Annotated in this window: 21 protein-coding genes; 3 read left to right on the top strand and 18 right to left on the bottom strand. The window is 55.2% G+C overall.

What is annotated here, in order from left to right; translation table 11 throughout:
- Nucleotides 1–192: 192 nt before the first annotated feature.
- The 8 genes from BLW59_RS03105 to BLW59_RS03075 form a co-directional block, all read right to left on the bottom strand.
- The gene (locus tag BLW59_RS03105) at nt 193–2,988 is read right to left on the bottom strand and encodes an NHLP bacteriocin export ABC transporter permease/ATPase subunit (protein WP_074696097.1); all 2,796 of its coding nucleotides are present in this window, start codon (nt 2,986–2,988) and stop codon (nt 193–195) included.
- Nucleotides 2,989–2,991: 3 nt separating this feature from the next.
- Nucleotides 2,992–5,229, bottom strand: coding sequence for an NHLP family bacteriocin export ABC transporter peptidase/permease/ATPase subunit (locus BLW59_RS03100; RefSeq protein ID WP_074696095.1), 2,238 nt, complete (start codon nt 5,227–5,229; stop codon nt 2,992–2,994).
- Nucleotides 5,230–5,233: 4 nt separating this feature from the next.
- Complete coding sequence (locus BLW59_RS03095) at nt 5,234–6,235, bottom strand: HlyD family efflux transporter periplasmic adaptor subunit (protein ID WP_074696093.1); 1,002 nt, start codon at nt 6,233–6,235, stop codon at nt 5,234–5,236.
- Complete coding sequence (locus BLW59_RS03090) at nt 6,235–7,404, bottom strand: efflux RND transporter periplasmic adaptor subunit (RefSeq protein ID WP_074696091.1); 1,170 nt, start codon at nt 7,402–7,404, stop codon at nt 6,235–6,237. Before BLW59_RS03090 ends, BLW59_RS03095 begins: the two co-directional genes overlap by 1 nt.
- Nucleotides 7,405–7,568: 164 nt before the next feature.
- Nucleotides 7,569–9,740, bottom strand: coding sequence for a SpoIIE family protein phosphatase (locus BLW59_RS03085; RefSeq protein ID WP_081348354.1), 2,172 nt, complete (start codon nt 9,738–9,740; stop codon nt 7,569–7,571).
- Between the two features lie 46 nt (nt 9,741–9,786).
- Nucleotides 9,787–9,942, bottom strand: coding sequence for a hypothetical protein (locus BLW59_RS17650; protein ID WP_175463343.1), 156 nt, complete (start codon nt 9,940–9,942; stop codon nt 9,787–9,789).
- 119 nt (nt 9,943–10,061) lie between these two features.
- Nucleotides 10,062–10,463 (bottom strand): hypothetical protein, encoded by a 402-nt coding sequence (locus tag BLW59_RS03080; protein WP_074696087.1) that lies wholly within the window; start codon nt 10,461–10,463, stop codon nt 10,062–10,064.
- Nucleotides 10,464–10,509: 46 nt separating this feature from the next.
- Nucleotides 10,510–11,082, bottom strand: a complete 573-nt coding sequence (locus BLW59_RS03075; protein WP_074696085.1) for an RNA polymerase sigma factor — start codon at nt 11,080–11,082, stop codon at nt 10,510–10,512.
- Between the two features lie 107 nt (nt 11,083–11,189).
- On the opposite strand from BLW59_RS03075, the gene BLW59_RS03070 reads away from it, so the two are divergent.
- Nucleotides 11,190–11,411: a hypothetical protein gene (locus BLW59_RS03070; protein ID WP_074696083.1), complete on the top strand. Its 222-nt coding sequence runs from the start codon at nt 11,190–11,192 to the stop codon at nt 11,409–11,411.
- A 67-nt stretch (nt 11,412–11,478) separates the two neighbouring features.
- On the opposite strand, the gene BLW59_RS03065 is transcribed toward BLW59_RS03070, so the two are convergent.
- The 8 genes from BLW59_RS03065 to budA all read right to left on the bottom strand — a co-directional run bounded on the left by BLW59_RS03065 (nt 11,479) and on the right by budA (nt 18,393).
- Nucleotides 11,479–12,408 (bottom strand): M23 family metallopeptidase, encoded by a 930-nt coding sequence (locus tag BLW59_RS03065; protein ID WP_074696081.1) that lies wholly within the window; start codon nt 12,406–12,408, stop codon nt 11,479–11,481.
- Nucleotides 12,409–12,472: 64 nt separating this feature from the next.
- The gene (locus BLW59_RS03060) at nt 12,473–12,979 is read right to left on the bottom strand and encodes a DUF4446 family protein (protein WP_074696079.1); all 507 of its coding nucleotides are present in this window, start codon (nt 12,977–12,979) and stop codon (nt 12,473–12,475) included.
- A gap of 62 nt (nt 12,980–13,041) precedes the next feature.
- Nucleotides 13,042–14,031, bottom strand: coding sequence for a ParB/RepB/Spo0J family partition protein (locus tag BLW59_RS03055; protein WP_318258268.1), 990 nt, complete (start codon nt 14,029–14,031; stop codon nt 13,042–13,044).
- A complete protein-coding gene (locus tag BLW59_RS03050) occupies nt 14,012–14,782 on the bottom strand; it encodes a ParA family protein (RefSeq protein WP_074696077.1) in 771 nt (256 codons plus the stop codon). The genes BLW59_RS03055 and BLW59_RS03050 overlap by 20 nt, the downstream gene beginning before the upstream one ends.
- 131 nt (nt 14,783–14,913) lie before the next feature.
- On the bottom strand, nt 14,914–15,213 hold the full coding sequence (locus tag BLW59_RS03045; RefSeq protein WP_029542338.1) for a hypothetical protein: 300 nt from the start codon (nt 15,211–15,213) through the stop codon (nt 14,914–14,916).
- Between the two features lie 225 nt (nt 15,214–15,438).
- Nucleotides 15,439–15,936 carry a hypothetical protein gene (locus BLW59_RS03040; RefSeq protein WP_074696075.1) on the bottom strand — a complete coding sequence of 166 codons (498 nt, stop codon included), beginning with the start codon at nt 15,934–15,936 and terminating at the stop codon, nt 15,439–15,441.
- Complete coding sequence (gene preA / locus BLW59_RS03035) at nt 15,933–17,414, bottom strand: NAD-dependent dihydropyrimidine dehydrogenase subunit PreA (protein ID WP_318258267.1); 1,482 nt, start codon at nt 17,412–17,414, stop codon at nt 15,933–15,935. Before preA ends, BLW59_RS03040 begins: the two co-directional genes overlap by 4 nt.
- Before the next feature lie 151 nt (nt 17,415–17,565).
- Nucleotides 17,566–18,393 (bottom strand): acetolactate decarboxylase, encoded by an 828-nt coding sequence (gene budA / locus BLW59_RS03030; protein ID WP_074696070.1) that lies wholly within the window; start codon nt 18,391–18,393, stop codon nt 17,566–17,568.
- Nucleotides 18,394–18,599: 206 nt separating this feature from the next.
- Here budA and BLW59_RS03025 point away from each other — a divergent pair, with 206 nt between their 5' ends.
- Nucleotides 18,600–18,842, top strand: a complete 243-nt coding sequence (locus tag BLW59_RS03025; RefSeq protein ID WP_074696068.1) for a hypothetical protein — start codon at nt 18,600–18,602, stop codon at nt 18,840–18,842.
- A gap of 91 nt (nt 18,843–18,933) precedes the next feature.
- Here BLW59_RS03025 and BLW59_RS03020 read toward each other — a convergent pair whose 3' ends face one another.
- Nucleotides 18,934–20,052: an HAD family hydrolase gene (locus BLW59_RS03020; RefSeq protein WP_081348353.1), complete on the bottom strand. Its 1,119-nt coding sequence runs from the start codon at nt 20,050–20,052 to the stop codon at nt 18,934–18,936.
- A 39-nt stretch (nt 20,053–20,091) separates the two neighbouring features.
- Nucleotides 20,092–21,018, bottom strand: a complete 927-nt coding sequence (locus BLW59_RS03015; RefSeq protein ID WP_074696063.1) for a hypothetical protein — start codon at nt 21,016–21,018, stop codon at nt 20,092–20,094.
- A gap of 200 nt (nt 21,019–21,218) precedes the next feature.
- Here BLW59_RS03015 and BLW59_RS03010 point away from each other — a divergent pair, with 200 nt between their 5' ends.
- A complete protein-coding gene (locus BLW59_RS03010; protein WP_074696061.1) occupies nt 21,219–21,908 on the top strand; it encodes a hypothetical protein in 690 nt (229 codons plus the stop codon).
- The last annotated feature ends 166 nt before the right edge of the window (nt 21,909–22,074 follow it).

Raw genomic sequence — 22,074 nt, 5'->3', positions numbered from 1 at the left:
ACCGGCGTAGCCGGTGGAAGGGGCGAGGAGGGCAACTGGCTTAGAATATCATTGTTCATCTGCTCTTCCCCCCTTCCACCACCTTCGGTGGTCCCCTGCCAGGGAGCCCACTGGGCTCCCGCGCTAACGCGCCCCCGCAAGCGGGGCAGGTAAAACCTGCTAGTTCATTGCTTATACTAAGAAAAGCTACGTCTAACCTTTCATTGCCACTGACCGATTCCCTCTGCCAGTCACTTGCCGCTTCACAAGGTCTGCAAACAGCCCGCCCTTTGCCACTAATTCGTCGAAGCTCCCCATCTCTGCCACCCTTCCTTCGTCCATGACGATGATGCGGTCGCACTTCCTGATGGTGGACAGCCGGTGGGCCACTACGATGCGGGTGGATTTCAGCTTGTCCAGGCTGCGGGTGACGATGGCCTGGGAGCGGTTGTCCAGAGCGCTGGTGGCTTCATCGAAGATGAGGATGGCAGGCCTGCCCACTAAGGCCCTGGCAATGAGGATTCTCTGCCGCTGGCCACCGGAGATATTGCTGCTGCCCTCGCTGATGACGGTCTGCATGCCCATGGGCATGCAGGCGATATCCTCGGCTATGCCTGCCGCCTCTGCCGCCGCCCAGGCATCGTCCTGGGTCAGCATCCTGGTACCAACGATATTGGTGTAGATATCCCCCGTCATCAGCTGGCCATTCTGCAGCACCACTCCCATCTGGGAGCGCACAGAGGGCAGGGCCAGCTCCGACAGGTCCTGCCCGTCAAAGGTAATGCTGCCCCGCTTGGGGGTCTCGAAGCCCAGGAGCAGCCGCACCAAGGTGCTCTTGCCGCTGCCGGACTTGCCCACGATGGCCACATTTTCCCCGGCAGTGATGGAAAAGCTCACATCTTTCAGCACCTCGTCCCCCTCCGTCTCCACTGCCTCTCCCTTCGGACCAGGGGTCACATGGGTGTAGGCAAAGGAGAGATGGCTGACCTCCACGGAGCCGCTGAGTTTCCCCGCCTCCTGCTTTTCCTCCGTAGTCTCAGGCACCGCCTCCAGAATGGGACGCAGGTTCTCCAGTTGGGGCTGGATGGCAAAATACTGGCTGATAAGCCCCAAGGCCCCGCCAATGACTCCGTTGAAGCTGGAGTAGGCGGCATTGAAGGCGATGAACTGGGCATAGCCTATGCCAGTCTGCACCGTTTTTCCATCCGGCCCCACTTCATTCATGCCGTAGACGGCAATCCAGTAGAGGATCATGGTGAGGATGAAGGGCTGGATGCTGGCAATGATGGAAGTATAGTTGTCCTGCCACCGCAGCTTCAGGCTCCAGTTCCAGTGCTCACCGAAGGCCTGGGTCCAGAGGCTGAAAGCCTGTTCCTCCGCCCCCTGTACCCGGAACTTGGCCAGCCCTGCGAAAATCTGCTGCACAGTGCCCGCCGATTTGTTCCCCGCCTCGATGATCTTCCGCTGGAAGAACAGCACCCGCCTGAGCACCAGGGCCACGAAGACGGAGTACACAGCCCAGACGGCAATGGCCGCCGCTGTAAGCTTGAAGCTGTAGTAGCACATGAGGAAGATGCTCCAAAAGGAGAAGATAAAACTGAGGATCGAAGTGGCAAACTCACCTGAAGCAAGATTCTTGGCAATGCCGATGCCCCCCATGCGGCTGGCCAGCTCCCCTACGGTGAAGCGCCGGAAGAACTTGGTGGGGAGGCTCATGAGCCTCCCCCACATAGCAGCCTCCGCCGCTGCTTCGATGCGGGTGGAAATGCGCATCACCGCAAAGGAGCGCACGATGGACAGGGCCGCCGTGGTAAAGCTGGTGACCATCAGGGCCTGGGTGACAGTAGCAAGGCCCTGCCTGTCCAGGATGGGAATGATATCCTGGAAGATGGTCTCGGTGATGATGGGGGTTGCCAGAGGAATAAGCCCCGCAAAGAGGCTGCACACCAAAATGGTGCGGTAATCCGCCAGCCAGCACTGGCGGAACATGAACTTGATAAGGTCCCAGAGCTTCAAGGCCCGGGCAGGGAAGCCCGCATAGCATTGGAAAGCATCTTTGGCAATGTATTTGACGGTCTCCCCCGTGACCTCCAGCCCCTCTGGTCTTTCCGCAGAAACCAGGCGGTAATGCTCTGGGTCAACAGGCACCAGGGCCGCTATTTCCTTATCATTGCTGCCAGGGGGAGTGTAGAAGCCCAGCATGACCCCTGAATCTTTCTGCCACCAGTCCTCAGGCAGGGTCACCAGGCGCATCTGCATATTACCCTTCTGCATGAGGCGGCGCAGCAGAGCCACATCATCAAGCCCTCTGGCGCTTTCCGCCTCAAGGGCAATGGCCTCCGTGGGCATCCTGAGCTTCTCGGCCACCTGCCGCACGGCGAAGGTTGCATCCAGAGTGAGCTTGCTGCCGCTTGCTATCTCGCTTTGGCCGGAGAAAAGCTGCTCCTCCCCCAACAGGCTCCTGATGCCGTTTTCCACCAGCACGGCCTTGGCCATTTCCCTTTTGCGGATATGGTAGGCCAGCCGCTTGTCACTGGCGCCGAAGCGCACTCCCAGCAGCATGGAGAGAATTTCCTCATGCGCGCGGAAGGCTTCCATGAGCTCATCATGGCTGCCCGCCTCACCAAACAGTTTTTTCCTGCGCCAGCACTGGAGCACATCGTCCCCCTTGTCAGCCAGGAGCCGCAGCCAGTTGATGCGAATCAGGGAGGCAAACCAGCCTTCCATCAGCAGGCGCAGTTCTCCCAGCTCCGGCTGCTGCCAGGGCACGAACTCCAGCTCTGCATCCTCCAGGGCATAAATCTGCATGCGGATTTCCCTGAATTCGTCCAAAGCAGGAAAGACCGCCTCCCCCGGTGCCCTGTCAATCAGATAGCACTGGTGAAAGGAAATGTCCTCACCTGTCCTGGTGGTGGCATAGATCTCCACCCGCCCGGAGACAACGCGCCAGAAGCCAGTATCATCGGTAAGCAAGCAGCGCTCACCGGCGAATAGTTTCTTCGATTCCATAGACTACTCCATCTGCTCCATCTCTTCATTTTCCCGTTCTTCAATAAGACGGCTATAGGGGCCGTCCTGCTCTATCATCTGGCGGTGGGTGCCGCGCTCCACGATCTTGCCTTGGGACAGCACGATGATCTCATCGCAATCCCTGATGGTGGAGAGACGGTGGGCCACTATCAGGCAGGTGCAGCCACGGTGGCGGATATTGTCCAGCACCTGTTTTTCCGTGATGGGGTCCAGGGCGGAGGTGGCTTCGTCCAGCACCAGGATGGAGGGATTCACTGCCAGGGCTCTGGCGATTTCCAGCCTTTGGCGCTGGCCCCCGGAGAAGTTCACGCCGCCTTCCTGAATATTGGCCTCATAGCCACCGTTGAGCTTCAGGATGTCCTCGTGTATGCAGGCATCCTTGGCCGCCTCCACGATATCGCTGCGGCGGGCAGTCTTGTCGAAGAGGGCTATGTTCTCTGCCACGGTGCCGGAGATGAGAAAGATATCCTGATCCACGGCGGCCAGGGAGGCTGTCACCACCTTGCGGGGAATCTGCCTGCGGGGGCTGCCGTCAAAGAGCACCTGCCCGTCCCATTCCTCATAGAGGCCTGTGACAATCTTGGCCAGAGTCGATTTGCCGCTGCCGGAGGCTCCTACCACGGCCACCCATTGTCCCGGGCGGGCGTGAAGGTCAAAATGCTCCAGCAGGGGAGGTTCCAGGGGACTGTAGCCGAAGCTCACATCTTTTAATTCCAAATCCCCGGCCAGCCTGTCCAGAGGCATCGCCCTCTGCCCCTCCTTCTCAGGGAAGTTCAGGCTGTCCACCTCATAGCAGCGCACATCGTTGAGCCTCTGCATCTGCATTTCTGTGGTCTGCAGGGTAGAACCCAGCCCCACCAGCGCATTCACGGGAGCCTGGAAGCTGCCCATAAGGCTCTGGAAAGCCATGAACATACCTGCGGTCATGGCCCCTTCCATGATGGAGAAGCCGCCGATAGTCATGATGAGGGCACCGTTGACCCCCGCCAGCAGGGTGGGCAAGAGCTTCACGGACATGGCCCAGAGAGCCGTTTCCTGTGAAGCCATCAATACCTTGGTCTGATAACCGGACCACTTGGTGAAGAAATCCGCCTCATCACCGCTGGCCTTGATGGTCTCAATCATGCGAAGTCCGTTCATGGCCACTCCATAAGCCTTGCCCGCATCCTGCTGCATACGCATATTCAGGTCCGTCAGATGCCGCCGCATGGCAAAGAACAGGGCAATCTCCACAGAGCTGAAGGCCACACCGATAAGGGTGAGGGTCACATTGTACTGCAAAAGCAGCAGCAGGTAGAAAATAGCCACGAAAAAATCCAATACCGCCGTGGCCGCAGGTCCTGACAGCACCCCGGCAATGGACTGGTTGAAGCCCACGCGCCCTGCCACCTCAGCGGCATAGCGCTGGTGGAAGAACTGCATGGGTAGCTTCAGCAGGTGCCAGAAATAGCTGGAGGAATCCGCCAAGGTCAGCTTCCGCTGCCACTGGGTCAGCACTACCGCCCGCAGCCAGGTCATGATGCCTGACAGCACGAAGGACACCGTCATGGCCAGGCAGAAGTTGGTCATCCAGTCCGGATGCTTCTTGGTAAGGATATCGTCCAGGAAGATCTGGCTCATGACCGGCCCCGCCAGGCCGGGTATAATGGCGCATAATTCCAGGATGAGTATGAAGGTCATGGCCCAGCGGTCCTGCAGGAGTTTTTTCGCCATGTCCTTGAAGACATTGTAGCGGGCCCCTGCCTTTTGGAAATCCGGCCCCGGCAATATCTGCAGGGCCACCCCCGTGTAAGAGGTACGGAATTCCTCCCAGGGCACGGTGCGCCGCCCCATGGCAGGGTCGTTGAGGTAGGCCCGGCCCTTATCGATGCCCTCCAGCACCACGAAGTGGTTGAATTCCCAATGGATGATCAGAGGAAAAGTATCATCATCCTCTTCCTCAGACAGCTCCAGGAGCTCGGCAGCCGTAAGGCTGTAGCCCTCTGCGTCGCAGCCCCGGTTCCGGGCGGCGCGGATGACGCAACTGGCCTTGGAACCGTCACGGTTCACGCCGCACTCAGCCCTAAGCTTCTCCAGGGGCACCCAAAGGCCCAGGTGAGCCAGCACCATGCCCAGGGAGGCCGCCCCGCATTCCGTGGCTTCCATCTGCAGCACCGTGGGCACTTTCACCCGCTTCTTGCTGGAGCCGAAGGTGTTTTTCAGTTTTTCCAGCCAATCCATGACCTCACCTGCCCCTCAGCCACTGGCTCAGCTTGTAGAAAACCTTCTCAATGGGAGGCCGACGCTCGATGATGATGGAGCCGGTGACGAAGCTGCCGGCGGTAATGGGCTTGTGCTCCCCCACCTGGGAAGTCCAGAGGTAGCCGGATTTGTCAGAGGGGTCTTTCACCAGGTCAAAACTTATCTCCATCAGGGAGCTCTGCTGGGATGAGAGAATCCACTGGGCCAGCTGCTCGTTGCCCAGGGTCTTCTGCATATTCTGCACAGAGACAGGGTACTGGGACACAGAGCGCACGGTGCCCAGGAGGCTGCCCGTCTGGGACACGTCCACCCCATTGGGAGCCAGCTGGATAGTCTGCCCCTTCTCCACCCGCTTCCCCTTGGCCACGGGAATGTAGAGCACCCCCTTCAGGTGGCTCCTGCCCCCGTCAATGCGCACGGTGGCAACGGGAGTGCCGCTGCTTATCACGCTGCCTTCTTCCAACATGACTTCATCCACGGTACCATTATAGGGAGAGTAGACATACTCTGTGGCTTCTTTCTGGTAGCGGCGGGAATCGAATTCCCGGACCCGGGAAGCGGCATCACGCATAGAAGCGGCCAGCTCCGGACCCAGCTGGGCCATGCGGGTGGCAGCCTCCTCCTGCACCATGCTCACATGGGCAATAAGCTCCCCCTTCTCCACCGTGTCCCCGGGGTGCACGTACAATTCGTCCAGAGTGCCCCCGGAAAGGGTGGAAATCTTCGCCACCCCGGAGGGATCCATGATAAGCCCCATGCCGTCAGCCTTCACTGTGAAGGAACCGAAGATAGACCAGATTACCACCGCCAGCAGCATCACCGCCACGGCGATAAGCCCCATCCAGCCGATGGGGGTGGTGATGGTCATGGTGGTGTCCAGCTTCTCCGGGGAGCGCATCTTGTCCAGAGCTTCCTTGCTGAAGATCTGGTCACCTTTGCGGTCCCAGCGGGCTGCCGCCCCCTCGTTTTTCTTTTCCTCAGCCATCAGCTCTCATCCCCTTCCACATCAGCCTCCACCTTCATGCCATCTTCCAGGCCTTCAAAACTGCCTACCACTACCAGCTCGCCCGGCTCCAGGCCGGAGTAAATCTCAATGTATTTGTTGTCATCGGCCCCGGCTGTCACCTTCCGCCGGTGGATGATGCCCTCGCTGTCCACCACATACACTGCGTCATGGTCCTTGTCAGCCATGGCCGCCAGGGGCACGGTAAGGGCCTTGTAAGTCGTGCCCATGCGCATGGTGATGCCTGTGTAAACCATGGCCTCCAAAAGCCCCGTGCGGTTGTCCACCTCCCACTCCGTGCGGCGCATATCCGCCGGCTCCGACAGGGGGGGCACGATGTCTTTCAGGACAGCCTTGATTTCCGTGCCCTGTCCCTTGTTCCCAGCGCCATAATCCGTATCGTAGACCTTGCCAGCCAGCTTGCTGTTGGGGAATTTCAGGTACCCTGCCTCCCCCAGCTCCAGATGGTTGGCCTCAATGTCCTTCATGCTCAGGGAAAAGCGCAGCCAGTCAAAATTACCCACCAAAGCCACAGGGGTGCCTGGCTGCACATAGGAGCCCTCCCGCTGGTAGATGATCAGCACCTGCCCGTCCACAGGCGAAACCACATTGAGCCAGTCCTGCTGCACCAGGCACTGATCACGCTGGGCCTGGGCCTCCCGCAGGGAACCCTGGGCCGCCATGTACTGGGCCTCGGCCTCCTCGTACTTCTCCTTGGAAGTAGCCCGGCGGGCCAGCAGCCGCCCCTGGCGCTGATAGGCATTGTTGGCCTGGGCCAGAGCAGCCTCAGCCCGGCTGATGGCGCTTTCTGCCTGCTGAATGCGCAGGGGGATATTCTCGTTCATCATGGACAAGAGCAGCTGCCCCTTGGCCACCGTGTCGTTCTTGGCGGCATGCCACTGCACAATGCGCCCCTCCGTAAGGGCCACTGCATCCGCGATGCTGTCGCTGGAAAAGCGCAAGGCATCCAGCTCAACCGTAGGCGCAAAATCCCGCACCTCCGCCCGTGCCGCCGTCAGCTCCACGGCACGGCTGTCCATGCGCGTTGCTATCTGATTCTCATCACTGTAGTTGAGCCACGCCCCCCAGATGACAATGGCAGCTGCCAGCAGGAGGATAATGACAATGCCCAGGCTGAAGATTTTTTTCATATCAAGGCTCCTTAAAGTTCTGCATACCAACTGATTCACTTGCAATATATTCGACAGAAATTTTTAATTTTCCCCTATTTTACAGCAACATTCACCCAAGGAAAAGGGGCGTGACAGACAAAGTCTCCTCCTGCAGGGAAAACTTTGCTCACGCCCCAAAGCACTTACCTGTATTTCAGCGCCAGCATGGTGATATCATCCGACTGCTCAGCCGCTCCCACATGGCGTGCCAGGTCCTGCCCCACTGCTTCCAGCAGCGCCTGAGGTTTCACCAGGCCTGTTTTGTTCAGCAGGTCCTGCAGTCCATTTTCGCTGTAGAACGCCCTGCTTTCGCTTTGCGCTTCTGTCACGCCGTCGGTGTAGAGGAAAAGCATATCGCCAGAAGCCAGGACCTCTTCCTGCTGGACGAAAACCATTTCCTCTACGCCCCCCAGCACGCAGTTGCGCTTCACAGGCAGGAACTGGAAGCCTCTGCCAGCCCTTCCCACCAGCACTGGATTGTGGCCTGCATTGACGTAGCTGAGGCGGCCGTCCCTGAGATCCAGCATGGCCACAAAAGCTGTGACGAACATCATGGCCTCATTGCTGGCGCAGAGTTCATCATTGGCCCGGGCAACGATCCTGGCCAGGGGTTCTCCCTTCAAGCCCTGCACCAGGCTTCGCAGCACCGTCATGGCTCTGGCCATGAACAGGGCTGCAGGCACCCCCTTGCCTGACACATCGGCAATGGTGACCACCAGGTGGTCGTCATCCACCAGATAATAGTCATAGAAATCTCCGCCTACATCCCTGGCCGCCTTCATGGCAGCCTTCAGGGAGAATTCCTGGCGCTCAGGCAAAGCGCCCGGCAGCATGCTCTGCTGGATGGAGTGGGCCGTGTGCAATTCTGCCTGAGCCCTCTCCTTATCCTCTGCCGCCTGGGTAACTTTTTTCATATACTCTGTCAGATCATCTGTCATGGTGTTGAAGGAATCCGCCAGTTCCTGCAGTTCATCCCCGGTCTCCAGCTTCACCTTTTCCTGCAGGTTGCCGGCAGCTATTTCCCTGACCCCTTCCCGCAGCCTGTAGAGGGGCTCAGTGATGCGGGCAGCCATCTTGCGGGAAATGTAAATGACCAGCAGCAGCATGAGCACCGCCAGCACCGTGGCTTTCCCAGCCGAGGCGGCAAAGATGCTTCCCAGCCTTTCCCGGAAGCTTTCCATGGCTACTTCCGTATTTGCCACGATTTCTCTGGTAGGTGCCGTGACTTCCTCCCGGGCAATGAGACTGCCAAAGCTCCAGCCCGTGCTCTCCATGGGCGCGTAGGCCAGGAAGTACTCCTGGCCGTAGAGGCTCACGGAAGTGACTCCCCTGCCCCCTGCAGTCATGTGGGCGACCGCCGCAGCCAGGCTTTTATTGTCGACCTCTCTGAGATCCTGGCTGCCGCCGGCAGCCAGCAGCCCCTGAGTGAGCCCGGAAAAGATCACCCTGCCCTCCCGGTCCAGGGCAAAGTTCACCCCTGTGCGCCCGATGGCGGCATCTGCCACCTGATGATACATATCCTCGATGGAGTAGCTGATGCCAGCCACTCCTGCCAGCCCCAACTTGTCATAATAGGGCATGACACAAGTGACATTGAGATAGCCATCTGCACCGATGTAGACATCCGTATAGACAGGCTTGTCCACCCCTGCCCCCAGCTTGTACCAGGAACGCTCTACAGGGTCATATGTACTTATAAAGCTTTCCTTGTACTCCTGCGAAGGATAAATACTGCCCCCATCCGGCACGATATCCAAACAGACGAGGTACCCATGCCCGGAGCCCACGTAAAGGGAAGTGCGGTTCCTGCCATATGACTTGCTCATGGAGCGCAGCAGGTCTGCCATATTGCCAGCCAGCCCTATTTCTCCCGCCAAGCCTCCCGCCCCCTGCTTGAAGAGCTTAGGGCTGTAGTGGACGTAAGGCACCTCGGATTTGATGTCATCCTGCTCCCTGGTATTGGGCAGGCTCCGCGGGCTGTAGTTCTCCGGGTGCTGCAGGATAAGGCTCATGGTGTCCGCCAGAATTCCCACGTTCCTGGCGGTGGCAGTGAGCTCCTTGTCGATGGCCAGCGCCTTCATCTCCGCCGATTCCTTCAGGCGGCTCTTGATATTCCCCTCAGAAAACTCCTCTACCTTCTCAGAGAGCCTGGCCCCCATACTTTGCTCCTGCTCCAACACCGAATCCTCCACATGCCAAAGGGTGTGAAGCGACAGAGCCCCTAGTCCCAAAAACGCAATCAAAGAACACACCAGAAGCATGAGGAGGACGCGCTCCCGAATATTTATTTTTCTTAGCTTCAACTTTTCCAGCACCTGTCCTGCCCCCTCTGCGTAATTTTTACAGAATAACTATATATTATTATTCGCCGTCCAAAGCCAGCATCCTGCCCCAGGAGAAAAAAGCCTCCTCCCGCCTGCCAAAAGAAGGCTGCTGCCACACTTGCCTGCGAAATCTGACCTGCTTTTCCCACCCCCCGGCTGATGCCCAGGCATCCGGTCCTGTGGCTGACTTCATGGAATTTTCACTCCTTTTGGTTGTTCCTGGAGGCCATAACGCCGCCTACATACTGACAGGCCCCCTTGCCCCCATGCTGCATCGCTATGCGACTTTAGTCCTGCTTATCGTAAATAATGTCATAACAAGCCAGTCAGTGCATCGTGGCTGCGGGGAAAAGCGGCAACGGTGTTGAAGCCGGGGCAGGTGATTTGGAGGTCGGAAATAGTGCCGGATGTGTTGTTAATGAGGTTGATTATATCACCCATTTGCAATAAACACCAGGCAGGACGCATATAATGTGATAAGCCGGTATAAGGTTTGCAATAAAAATCGCCCTGCCCCAAAATCTGCAGCAGGGCGGTAATGTCAGTTGATTCAAGCTGCCTTGGCGGCCTCGTCCACCTGGAACTCCACGCCTTCGGTGAGTACAGGTTCATTGTGGGGGGCCTTGAGACGGAAGTAAGATAGTGCTTCTTGCCATTCAGCAGGATAGTGGAGCCGAAGATATAGTAATCCGGATAAGCCTCATCCAGATACATGGGTATCACATGGCCGCACAGCCGGGGCCACTCACCCTGGAATTCATCATAGAAGACGCCTTTCTCCCAGTATCTTCTTCAGCTGTCCCATGGCCCTGTGGAGCACCACGCCTACATTTGAGGGGGTCATATCCATGGTCTCAGCTATTTCCTTGTTGGACATCTCCCCCCAGAACTTCAGGTGGATGATATGCTGTTCTCGTTCGGAGAGCTTGTCCAAGGCCAGCAGCAGCTCGCTCCTGTCCTCCTTTTCCAAAAGGTGCCCCTCAGGCCTGTCCTTTTCCTCCACCGCGGGAGAGAATACATCATCCCACTCCACATTCTGCCTGTGGCTCTGCCAGCGGTAATAGTCAGTCAGGGTCCGCATGGCAATGCGGGAGAGCCAAGTGGCAAAGGAAGCCTTTTCCGGGTCAAAGGAGCCCAGGCTCTGGGTCATCTTCATGAAGGTGTCGCCCACAATATCGTCAGCTACAGCACTGTTCTTCACTCTGACATAGATAACATTGTAAATGATGGGAAAGAAATGGTCATAAAGCTCGTCAAAGGCAGCCTCGTCATACAGGGCCTCCTTAGCTAAGTTATTCCATCGGCTTGCCGGTACCAATCCAATAGTTTCCATAATAAATTTTCCTTCCAGATTCTCATTTTCTTGTAATATCCGGGATTTACAATCGTATGTATAAGCGATAAGATAATTATATCTATTTATATAAAGGAGAAATCAACATGAGTATTGAGCGAGAATACAGAGACTTAGATTTTTCCCGATTCAGCAAAATAAAAGAAAGCCTCCGTACCAAGCTGCACGATATCCGCTGCCAGGCTCCCGCCCACAAGGATCGCAGGAAACTCTCCCTGGAAGACCTTGATTACGTAGCTGCTGCCGGCATGCCTATGCCACCCCGGGACAGGGATTCTCTGACGGAAAAGCCTGGAGTTAAAGTCTGACGCTGTATATACATTCGCCATAAACGCAAAAAATCCCCCCATTTTTGGGGGGATTTTTTTGCGTTTATCAGAGATACGTTGCGGGGTTCACCACCTGGCCATTTACATGTACTTCGTAATGGCAGTGAGGTCCCGTGGAAAAGCCCGTGCTGCCCATGTAGGCGATGATCTGGCCGCGTTTCACATACTGGCCGGCGGTGACTACCACCTGGGAGGCATGGCCGTAGCGGGTCATGAGGCCGTTGCCGTGGTCGATGTCCACCATGTTGCCGTAGCCGCCGGAGTTCCAGCCGGCCACTTCTACCACGCCATCAGCAGTGGCTACAATAGGGGTGCCCATGTCGTTGGCGATGTCGATGCCCGGGTGGAAGTCAGAGCCGCCCCAGCGCAGGCCGTAGGGTGAGCTCACATCACCCTTGCAGGGCCAGATGGAAGGCACCGTGATGGACTGGATGGTAAAGCCACCTGCCACCACTGTGCCCATGGCCTCCTGACGGGCCTTGATTTCCTTCTGCAGGGACTGCAGGGATTCCTTCCGCACAGCGATTTTGCGCTCCACCTGGGAAAGAGCCTCCCGCACATTGCCTAAATCCGGCTCTGTATAAGGGCCGCCCTGGCCATCGTGGGTGCCATCCCCGCCGCTGCCCTCATCACTGGCAGGTGCCATGCCGGACTGGCGGCGCAGGTCTGCCTCCAGGGAAGTAAGCTGATCCATCTCATCCTGCAGGGCATTGGCCTTTTTGGAGAGCTGCAGCAGCTGTTCCTGCTGGATGCTGTTCACAGAACGCAGGTCATTTATCTCTGCCGAGCCGCTTTTGGCCGTGAAGCTGGCGTAGACCGCAAAACTCAGGGCTCCCACAAAGAGCAATCCCAACACCGCCAGAGAGCCCAAACCGTACTTGAGCAGCGTCACAGGCAGCCTCACAGACTTGACCTTCCCCTCCCCGGAGGGGATTACTTTGATCGTATAGGAATTAGATTCCTTATTAGTGTCCAAGGAAACAAACCTCCATAGTGCAACTTTCAAAACCAAGCAGCCTGCCCCAGAGGGGAAGGCTTTTTCATGCGTGTGCCATGGCCTCCCGCAGAGCCTGCTGTTCTTCTTCCGTCAGCTTGTAGCTGGAGCTGCCATTCTCGATGGGTTTGGCGTAAGCCTGGGAACCCTCCCGGCCAAACACGCTGGAGAGGATCACACCGTTATTGTGGGCATCCAGCATGGCTACGGCGTAACTGAGGTCGCCTCCCATATCCTCGAAGGCACGGTAGCGCACCATGCCCACCCGGGTCAGAGCCTGCTGCAGGAGGTTGTCCAGCTTCTGGTTTTCCACCTCCAAAGCCGTGTTCTGCTCCTTCACCCGCTGCACTTCGTCGATATGGCCGATGAGCATGCGTTCCAGATTGCCGCTCTCCACACCTGTCATCATCTTCTTATAACGCTTCTTCATGCGGCGCAGGTCGAAGTACAGGTTCAAGATGACCACATACATGAGAATTATCAGTATCCCCAGCCCTGCCACAATGAACATGAGATTATTTAGCACAAAGTTGCTTATTACCTGAATATCCATCGAAACTTACTTCTCTCTCTTTCTCTCATTTTAGCCTTCCCTTAGGAAAAGTCTCCCCTTCCTTACACAGTGAATCTTCCCGTCTGGGAGAACTGCCGGAGCTTCTCGATCTTGTCCTGATTGCTGGCTGCCCTGTGCTGCCCGATCAGGCCCAGGATGCGCTCCAGATCCTCTTCCGAGTAGAATTCTATTTCCACCTTGCTCTTTTTCCTGCCAGTCTTGATCTGCACCTGGGTGCCCAACAAGGTCTTCAGCTTTTCTGCCGCCTCCTGGAGGAAGATGTCCGGCTCAGGCTTTGCTGGCTTTGATTCAGCTTCCTCCTGAATCTCTCCGGGCTCTTCTGCCAGCCTTTTCGCCAGTTCCTCGCACTGGCGGGCCGAAAGCTCGTTCTCCTGGATGTAGTCTGCAGCCTTCATCTGCAGCTCCTGGTCGCCAATGGCCAGCAGGGGCCTGGCCTGTCCGGCAGTGAGCACGCCGCTCATGAGGAGTGCCTGGACCTCACCGGGCAGATTCAGCAGGCGCATGGTGTTGGCAATATGGGAGCGGCTGCGGCCCAGACGGGAGGACAGTTCCTCCTGCTTCAGCCCGAAATCCTTGATGAGCCGCTGATAGGCCCTGGCCTCTTCCATGACAGAAAGGTCTTCCCTCTGCAGGTTCTCAATCAGGGCTATCTCACTGACCTCGGCGTCGCCGAACTCCCGCACCAGGGCGGGAATTTTCTCAAGGCCTGCCGCCTTGGCTGCCCGCAGGCGGCGCTCCCCGGCAATCAGCTCATAGCCTGCATCCGGCAGCTTCCTCAAGAGCACTGGCTGCAGGACGCCGTAGCGGTTCACAGACTCAGTAAGCTCGGAGAGAGCCGCCTCATCAAATTCCTCGCGGGGCTGATAGCGGTTGGGAACAATCTCCTCCACGGCTATTTCCTGCACCTTGTCCCGCACATTCTCCGGGGCAGGAGCTGTCACGCCGGTATTGCCGAACAGGGCGCCAAGGCCCTGGCCGCCCATGGCCTTCATGCTGGTGCCCAAACCACCTTTAGGCTTGCTGCTTGTCACGGGCAATGACCTCCTTTGCCAGATCCATATAGACTTCCGAACCTCTGGATTTCTTGTCGTAGGCGATAATGGGCTGCCCATAGGAGGGAGCCTCAGACAGTCTCACCGTACGGGGAATGATGGTCTTATACATCTTGTCCCCGAAGTTCTCCCTGACCTCTGCCACCACCTGCTCCGAAAGGCGGGTGCGGGAATCGTACATGGTCATGAGCACGCCCTCTACCTCCAGATTGGCGTTGAGGTTGTTCTTCACCAGTCCGATGGTATTCAGCAGCTGCACCACACCCTCCAGGGCGTAGAACTCGCACTGGATAGGCATCAGCACAGAGTCAGCCGCCGCCAGTGCATTCAGGGTCAGAAGACCCAGGGAGGGAGGGCAGTCCAGGATGATGTAGTCATAATCCTCCCGCACTGCATCCAGTGCCTTTTTCAAGCGTGTTTCACGTGAAATAGCCGCTACCAGCTCCACCTCTGCCCCTGCCAGATTGATATTGGCAGGCAGCACATCAACCTTGAACTCCGTCTTCACCAGAGCATCCTTCGCATCCACCCCGCCCATAAGTACATGGTAGATGGTTTTCTCCAAGGCAGATTTATCTATGCCCAGACCGCTGGAAGCATTCCCCTGAGGGTCGCAGTCCACCAGCATGGTCTTCTTTTTCTTAGCCGCCAAACAAGCCGCCAGATCAACCGCCGTGGTAGTCTTGCCCACGCCGCCTTTCTGATTGGCTATCGCGATAATCTTGGCCACAGCCGTCACCCTTTCTCAAAAACTATCCTATATTATACAGCGGAAAATGAATTTTTCCTAGAAAAAAATGGAATGTTTCACGTGAAACATTCCATTTCTTTGCAAAAAGCTTTTTGATTTTGTGTCACTGATTATCTGATGACTTTGGTGCCGTTTTCCTTGTCGAAGTTTTTCCAGAACTGTTCACGGGAGATGGCATTGCCCTGCTTGTCCGTGTAGACATTCTCATTCAACAGGCCGCCCTTGTCCTGATAGCCGGAATACCCCATGCCGTGCAGCTTGTCGCGGACAGCGGCGCAGCTTTCGTATTCCTTGTCCAGCAGGCCACGCTTATAGAGCTGTGCGCTATCAGAAATAGTTTCTATTATAGTGCCGCCTGCTACTCCGTCCAGTTCCTCAAGATTCAATTTCTTGTTCTTGTCCACAGCCATGATAATCCGTCCTTTCCTTAACAATCAGGTCTTCACTTTGCTGATTCGACAAAATGATGGATTCTCCTCTTTTCCTGGTGCATCGTCTGGAATTATAGTGTGCAATGTGTTTTTCAGCTTACATCTATACTTACGGCTGACTTCCGGTTTCATTACAATGTTTTTTATCTTTTTTCCAAAAAGATAAGGGATGTTTCACATGAAATATCCCTGTGCACTTCCTTATCAAAGCCCTCCGCCCAGTGGTGAGCGCAGTGGCACATACAAGACATCATCGGCCTTGTGGTCCTGATCGTCGAACCACTTAACCCGCTTAGGCCCTTCCATGACCACTGTCCCGCTGCCATTTTCATACAGGATTTCTTCCCGTTCCACCACTGTGCCGTTGAAGGTCAGAAGGTAATGTATGCAGTCCGTATAGCGCAGCACGTGCTCCCCTGCCGGATAGGCAGACATAGTCCAGAACTCCACCTGATTGGCGCCATGGGGCCAGCTTGCCTCTATGCCATACCATTCCCCATCCCCCTTGGTAACGGTGAAACGCGCTTCGCCCTCTATATTTTCCTCCCAGAATCCAAGAAACTCATCCCAGGAACTGGTCTGGGCCTTGCGCGCTTCCACCACGGGCGCAGGAAACTCCTGCCCCGCTCCTCCAAAGCCTACCCAGGAACCAGCCAGCACCACAGCCAAGCATACCGACAAGGCTATTTTCCCACGTTTCATTTTATACCCCCATCCAATTTGATCCTCTTCCCCGTGCCCCAGATAGCCCCTTCGGGGCATACAAGTACGCAAAGGTGGCATCCTACACATCTCTTGCCATCCAGCACAGGCTTTCGCATTGCATTCAGATGGATAGCCTGGTGGCCGCCATCGGCGCAGGATATTTCGCAGCGACCGCAACCCATGCATTTCTTGCGGTCAAACTTGGGATAAACTATGCTGTCCCGCTCCAGGCTGTCAGTAGTATAGCTGACATTGGCCAGCGCCCGGCCCCTGATATCTTCCACGTGCTGGCAGCCCTTTTCCGTCAGGAAGCAGGCCAACCCAGACTTCAGATCCTCTATGATGCGATAGCCATACTGCATGACTGAGGTGGTCACCTGGACAGAGCCAGCCCCCAGCAGCATGAATTCCAAAGCATCCCGCCATGTCTCTATCCCCCCCATACCGCTGATGTGCATGCCGGAGAGCTTCGGATTCTGAGCTAGTTCTGCGATGAAACGCAGGGCGATGGGCTTTACTGCCCTGCCACTATAGCCGCCTACAGCGGACTTGCCATGGACATTGGGACTGGAAACGTAGGTGTCAAGATCTATCTCCATGACGCTCTTGATGGTATTGATGGCCGCCAGACCATCTGCGCCTCCCCTTTTGGCTGCCTCCGCTGCAGGGCTCATCTCGGCCACGTTGGGAGTGAGCTTAGCCAGTATGGGAAGTTTTGTACCTTTTCTGGCAGCGGCGGTGAATCTTTCTACCAAATCCGGCACTTGACCAATATCCGAGCCCAGCCCCCCTTCCATCATATTGGGACAGGAGAAATTCAGCTCAATGGCATCAGCACCATTCTCCTCACAGGTACGGGAGAGCTCCTCCCACTCCTTCTCATTCTGCCCCATTATGGAAGCCAGGATGAATTTCGTGGGATATTCCTTCTTCAGGCGGCGGAACACTTCCATATTCTCTGGCACACTGTGGTCAGAGAGCTGTTCTATGTTCTTGAAGCCCATAAAGGTTCCCCCTGCCCCTTTAATGGCAGAAAAGCGGGGAGAGGCTTCGTGAATGTCCAGGGTACAGATTGTCTTGAAGGCGGCCCCTGCCCAGCCCGCTTCAAATGCCCTGGCGCACATATCATAGTTGCTGGCTACCACCGAGGATGACAACAGAAAAGGATTTTCCAAAGGCACACCGCAAAGTTCTGTGCATAGAATGTTTTCCTCAGGCATCCGCTCCAGGGGGAGCTTAGGAAACACCTCCATAGTCAGCCGTGAAAACAACTTTTTGATGGGCACCAAACCAGATCGCAGACAGGCGTCCTCGCAGGGAGCCAGACATTCTGCACAACTGCATTCTGCCGCCAAACGCAGAGCCGCTCCCCCATCATTGGCAAACCAAATAGAGCGCAGCTGTCTGGACGGCTCAAGCTTCAGTGGACAGGCTTTGTCACAAGGAGCATCATTGCACAGGACGCAATTTAACATTTCTCTGCGTCCCAGTATATTTTTAAACTTCATGATACTGATCCCTCTCCCAAATCACACAATTATATAAAATGGTTATTCCAGAAAGGCAGCTATGAGGCCGCCCGCAAGGGCGTTTTTTCTAGCTTGCTTATCCACTGATTACAAAATTTTATTTATTCATATCTGACTGTGTGTCCTGCTCGGCACTTCTTATGTCTTTGCTCATATCCTTGGCCAAATTCATTTCATGGAATTCTTTATCATCATGGAGTATCATGGTGAATTTATCCGTCTTGTCAAATTCTACGATTCCCTGCTTCAGGGAAAGCTCCAGAATATGTCCCCCCTGCTTCCTGTCGTCGGAAATGAAATGGAAATGCCAACCGGTACTGTTCAGCCCGCCCATATAATTGGGACAGTAAAGGCCTACAAGAGTCCCCTTGATATTTTTAGCAGTGAACTCCGTCTGCTTTCCCTTGAGAGCTTCCACCAGAGTAGGATAGGGCTTCTGGCTGCCATACTCGCTGCGGAAGAGCACAGAGGAAAATTCCGTGTGGAGCTTTATCATGTAAAAGCTGTTTTCCCCGCACTTCTTTACCTCATCGTTCAGGATTTTCTCGAAAGCCGCCTTGTCCTTCACCTCTGACAATCGGACAGAAATATCATTGTCAAAATAAGTCACGGTGGCATAGGGAACGACCACTTTGTCGTCAGCCACTGCCACCCGGCCATCTCCCAGGGCCTGATAGACCGTGCCGTCCAGCATGATCATTTCCCCATTCAGCCCTTCAAAGGTACCAATGCCGATATCCCCCAGAGAACGCATATCCCGCACCTTGACCGTGCCACCAAAATATCCCTGCGCCAAAGACTGCAAAAGCGCCACCTGATTCAGGCTCTCCCGCTCTGCCACAGCCGGTGAGGCATAACCAACGCTGCCGAACATAAGGCCAGCCATCATAGCCAGAGCAAGCTTCTTTTTAAGTTCTGTCTTCATAAACACTTTCCTTTCCGCATACTATCTCCGTGCATAATCTATAGGAATGTATTCGTCAAAAACAGTTTTTTCCCCTTCTAAAATCCCTGCCGCTGGCGCAAAAACAGGAGCATTTTTTCTGATACTTCTAATAGCATCTTAATGCTTATATGGTACCATAAACCAGTCGTATTTTATCTTTGATTTCAGAAAATGAGGTGTTATTTATGCAGAACAACCGCGATGCAGAAATCCGCAGCGACTGGTCAGCAGCCCTGGCCTCTGTGGAGGAAGGTGAGGAACTGTCCATGGACATCGGCTGGGGCTTCACTGATGAGGATATCAAGGAGCTGGCCAGGCTGCACAAGGCCAAGCAGTACCAGGAGAAGATTGAGTGTCTGCTGGTAGACTGCAACTTCATCACCGCTGCCTGTGACTTCGGCGAAGGAAGATATGAAGAGTATCTCTAAGACAACCATTCGCCCAGAAACAGCGGAAGGACAAGGGGGATGTTTCACGTGAAACATCCCCCTTGCTGTATCTTTGTCCTTGTCTTTTAGTTTATTTATCTGCCCGCTTTACGTTATCCCCGTAGATGGTCTTGAAGTCATCCTTCATGGACACGGGAATCCAGCCGTATTTCTCACAGTCAGCCCGCATCTTGTCAGCCTTGGACTGGCTGCCCAGCTCACGGTCAAGATCATCACAGCAAAGGGCGAAGGCCAGGGACTTGTATTTGTTCCCCGTGATGGTGTAATTGAACATGCTGGAGTCACCAGAGGAATTGCCGAAAGCCAGCACTGGCTGCTGACCGATGTCACGGGCGATGTTGTCCACCTTGTTCATCTTGATATTCTTCAGAATGAACTCACCTCGCAACACTTCATCATTTTTCTGATAGACATATTCAAGGCCGTCTTTCCCCTGCTGATGGGAGGCCAGCCAGGTGATATCCGTGCCGACGATACGATCCTTGGGAATCGGCAGCACCCCATCTGACAGTATGCGCAGAATCTGACGGTCAGTGCCGGAGACGATAAATACTTTGAAATCATTGGCGGTGAGGTAGGATATCACCTCCACCATTGGCAGATAAAAGGCCTCCCCCCACTTAAGATTCGTCAATCCCTCCGTGGGAGTCTCCATGAATTTCTTCACGTAAGCCTCATACTCCGGCTGGGTCATACCGGCAAATACCGAGTTCTGGGAAACAGCCTGCTGCCTGTCCATGCCGCTGGGCATCTTGCTCTTGGCATCAGGCTTGGGATTTGGGATGCCGACGGTTTCAATAGCCTTCTTCACTTCCTCTGCATAAGCCTTATCCTCGGCTTTAGGCTTGAAGGTGGAATCATTCAGGGCCCTGTCCAGATACATCATCCACTCAAAATAAGAAGGAGCAGTCTCGCAAATCAGCGTCCCATCCAGATCAAAGACAGCAATGCGGTCTTTCTGGGGAATAAAATTCTTGCTCTTGGGATTGGTAACATCCTTCACGAAGCTGGTAAGCTGCTGGTATGGTACGCCCTCTTTGTTCCAATATTTGAAGTTCGTTCCCTTCTTGTTCACAGAAATCTGGGCCAGCTCCGCCCGGGTGGCTGCCTGAGAAACAGGCACCTCCGCCATGAAACCGAAACCAAGGGCAGCCGCCAGGACACAGGCAGCGATTTTTTTCTTATACATCATTAAAACCTTCTTCTTTCCATATCAAACATCAAACTCTTAATTTTGTGCTTCCACCGCCGCATACCAGTCTTTCATGACGCCCAGGGCCTCAGCATGTTCCTCCAGGGGAATGGCCTTGTAGGTGGCTATCTCTGTGCCGTCCCTTTTCTCAAGCACATACGTCTCGCCCTTGCGCTGGAAGAAAAATAACTCCACCTTCTCATCTGGCAGGCTCAGCTTCACAGAATCTCCCCTGTGCTTCACCTTTTCTTGTACCATCTCAAAGGTATTGCCGTACAGCAGCTTTTCGGCAAAGGGCTTTGCCGCTGCTCCCACGCCAGGCAAAGTTGCCTTCCCCTTTTTGGCCAGGGAATACTTCACAGAGCGGTAGCTGAGATTGGCCAGATAGATGCCAATGCTGCTGTTGTCAGCCGTAATAGCCGTAAGGCCGGGATTATCCTTCAGGAAATCCGGTCGCACAGAGTAGGTGGACCAGGCGCAAAGGGTGTGCCACTGGTTCTGGTCCCGCTCCATGGCTGCCGGCGTCTCGCGCATATAGCGCACATCCGTAGGGTGATAATAGATGTAGTAATTGCCCCTGCCATCCTGGGCAAAAAGCTCCCTGCCGGACATCTCCCCGCAGAGGATATCGTGGAGCTCTGCTTCGCTGACCTTGCCTATGGCAAAGAGCCAGCCTGGCCCGTAACTGCCATACCCCATCTTTTGGGCGGCCTCCACAGAGGCCTTCTCCGACACGGAAAATATCCTGCCAGCCTCCTCAGGGTTGGTGCTCGTCATGACCAGCTGGTCATAAACCTTGGGGATTCTCAGACGCAGGCCGTCATTTTCATAAAAGACTGCCCCCTGCTGCACCTCCTGATGGGACGCCTCCACCAGGTCCAGCTCTGCTGCCTCGCAGCCGCTCCAGGAAAAGCTCAACGCACAAGCTGCCAAAACAGCAGCTGTCAGCTTCCTGTATTTCATCCTCCTCATCCTTTCCCTCTAATCCACGCTTATATATGTGAGATATTCTACAAAGGAAAATTTTCTCCTTCAAAATCAATGAATCTCCACCTCACCTCTAAGCACTTTCTAATGATGCGGTGGTATGATGCTCATGTCACTGGCAGCCAGTGCCAGCACGAACCGCAGTCATATATACAGCAGCAAACGGAGGTTAAACTATGAACGAAGAAACGAGTTTCATGACATCAATCTATTTCTACGTCTATATGGCCCTGATGATGGGGCTGATCTTCCTGCAGCCGCCCTTCACCCCTGAGCTTTTGATTCTCGGCTTTGGCGCAGGCTTCTATCTGGAAGGCCGCAGGAAAAATGGCTGGCGCAGTGCTGCCATCGAATGGCCTGAGGAGTTTTCCTTCCTTTCCACCTGCTATTACAACTGCCTGCTGATTCTCAAGCTGGGCACTATCCTCTGCATCGCCGCAGCCCTCTATCTGGTGCAGGGAGGTGTGTTCAACCTCCTTCAGGATTTCCCTCTGATGACGAAATTATTCATGCTCATGAGTTTCTGGCTGCCTTCTACGGCAGGTGTGCTGTCCCTCTGCTGGATGCTCCATGACAGATGGGCTAAAAGAGCAGGCAGCACCACCATCGCTTCCCTGCATCCCCCCTTCACCCAGGCAGGTCTCAGAAGCAGCTTCCGCACCTGGAGCTGGGTGATTGTCGTCCTCTATGCCATTCTTTCCTGCTGCACCCTCTGGCTTTATCAGACCTTCTTCCACATCATTGATATCCCCCTGGCTGTGACAGCCTACACCATCTTCTACGCCCTCTATATTCCCACCCTGCTTTATATGTTCTTCCATTACAAGAATATGCTTCCCGCCATGGCACCCTCTGCCGAAGCATAAGATCATACGCACCATCAAGGGGATGTTTCACGTGAAACATCCCCTTTAACTATGCAAGTGCAAGATGCCTGCTACTTCAGGAGCTCTCCCTTATCATTTAATTACAGCTACGGAGGCTGCCGGAACAATGTTCCTAAATTCTTTTCCCTCTTGCCTGCCCCTTTCC

It is taken from the genome of Selenomonas sp. KH1T6, from assembly GCF_900108415.1.
GTDB lineage: Bacteria > Bacillota > Negativicutes > Selenomonadales > Selenomonadaceae > Selenomonas_B > Selenomonas_B ruminantium_A.
Note: the sequence above shows the minus strand (reverse complement) of the source record. Positions and strands in the feature narration are given on the sequence as shown.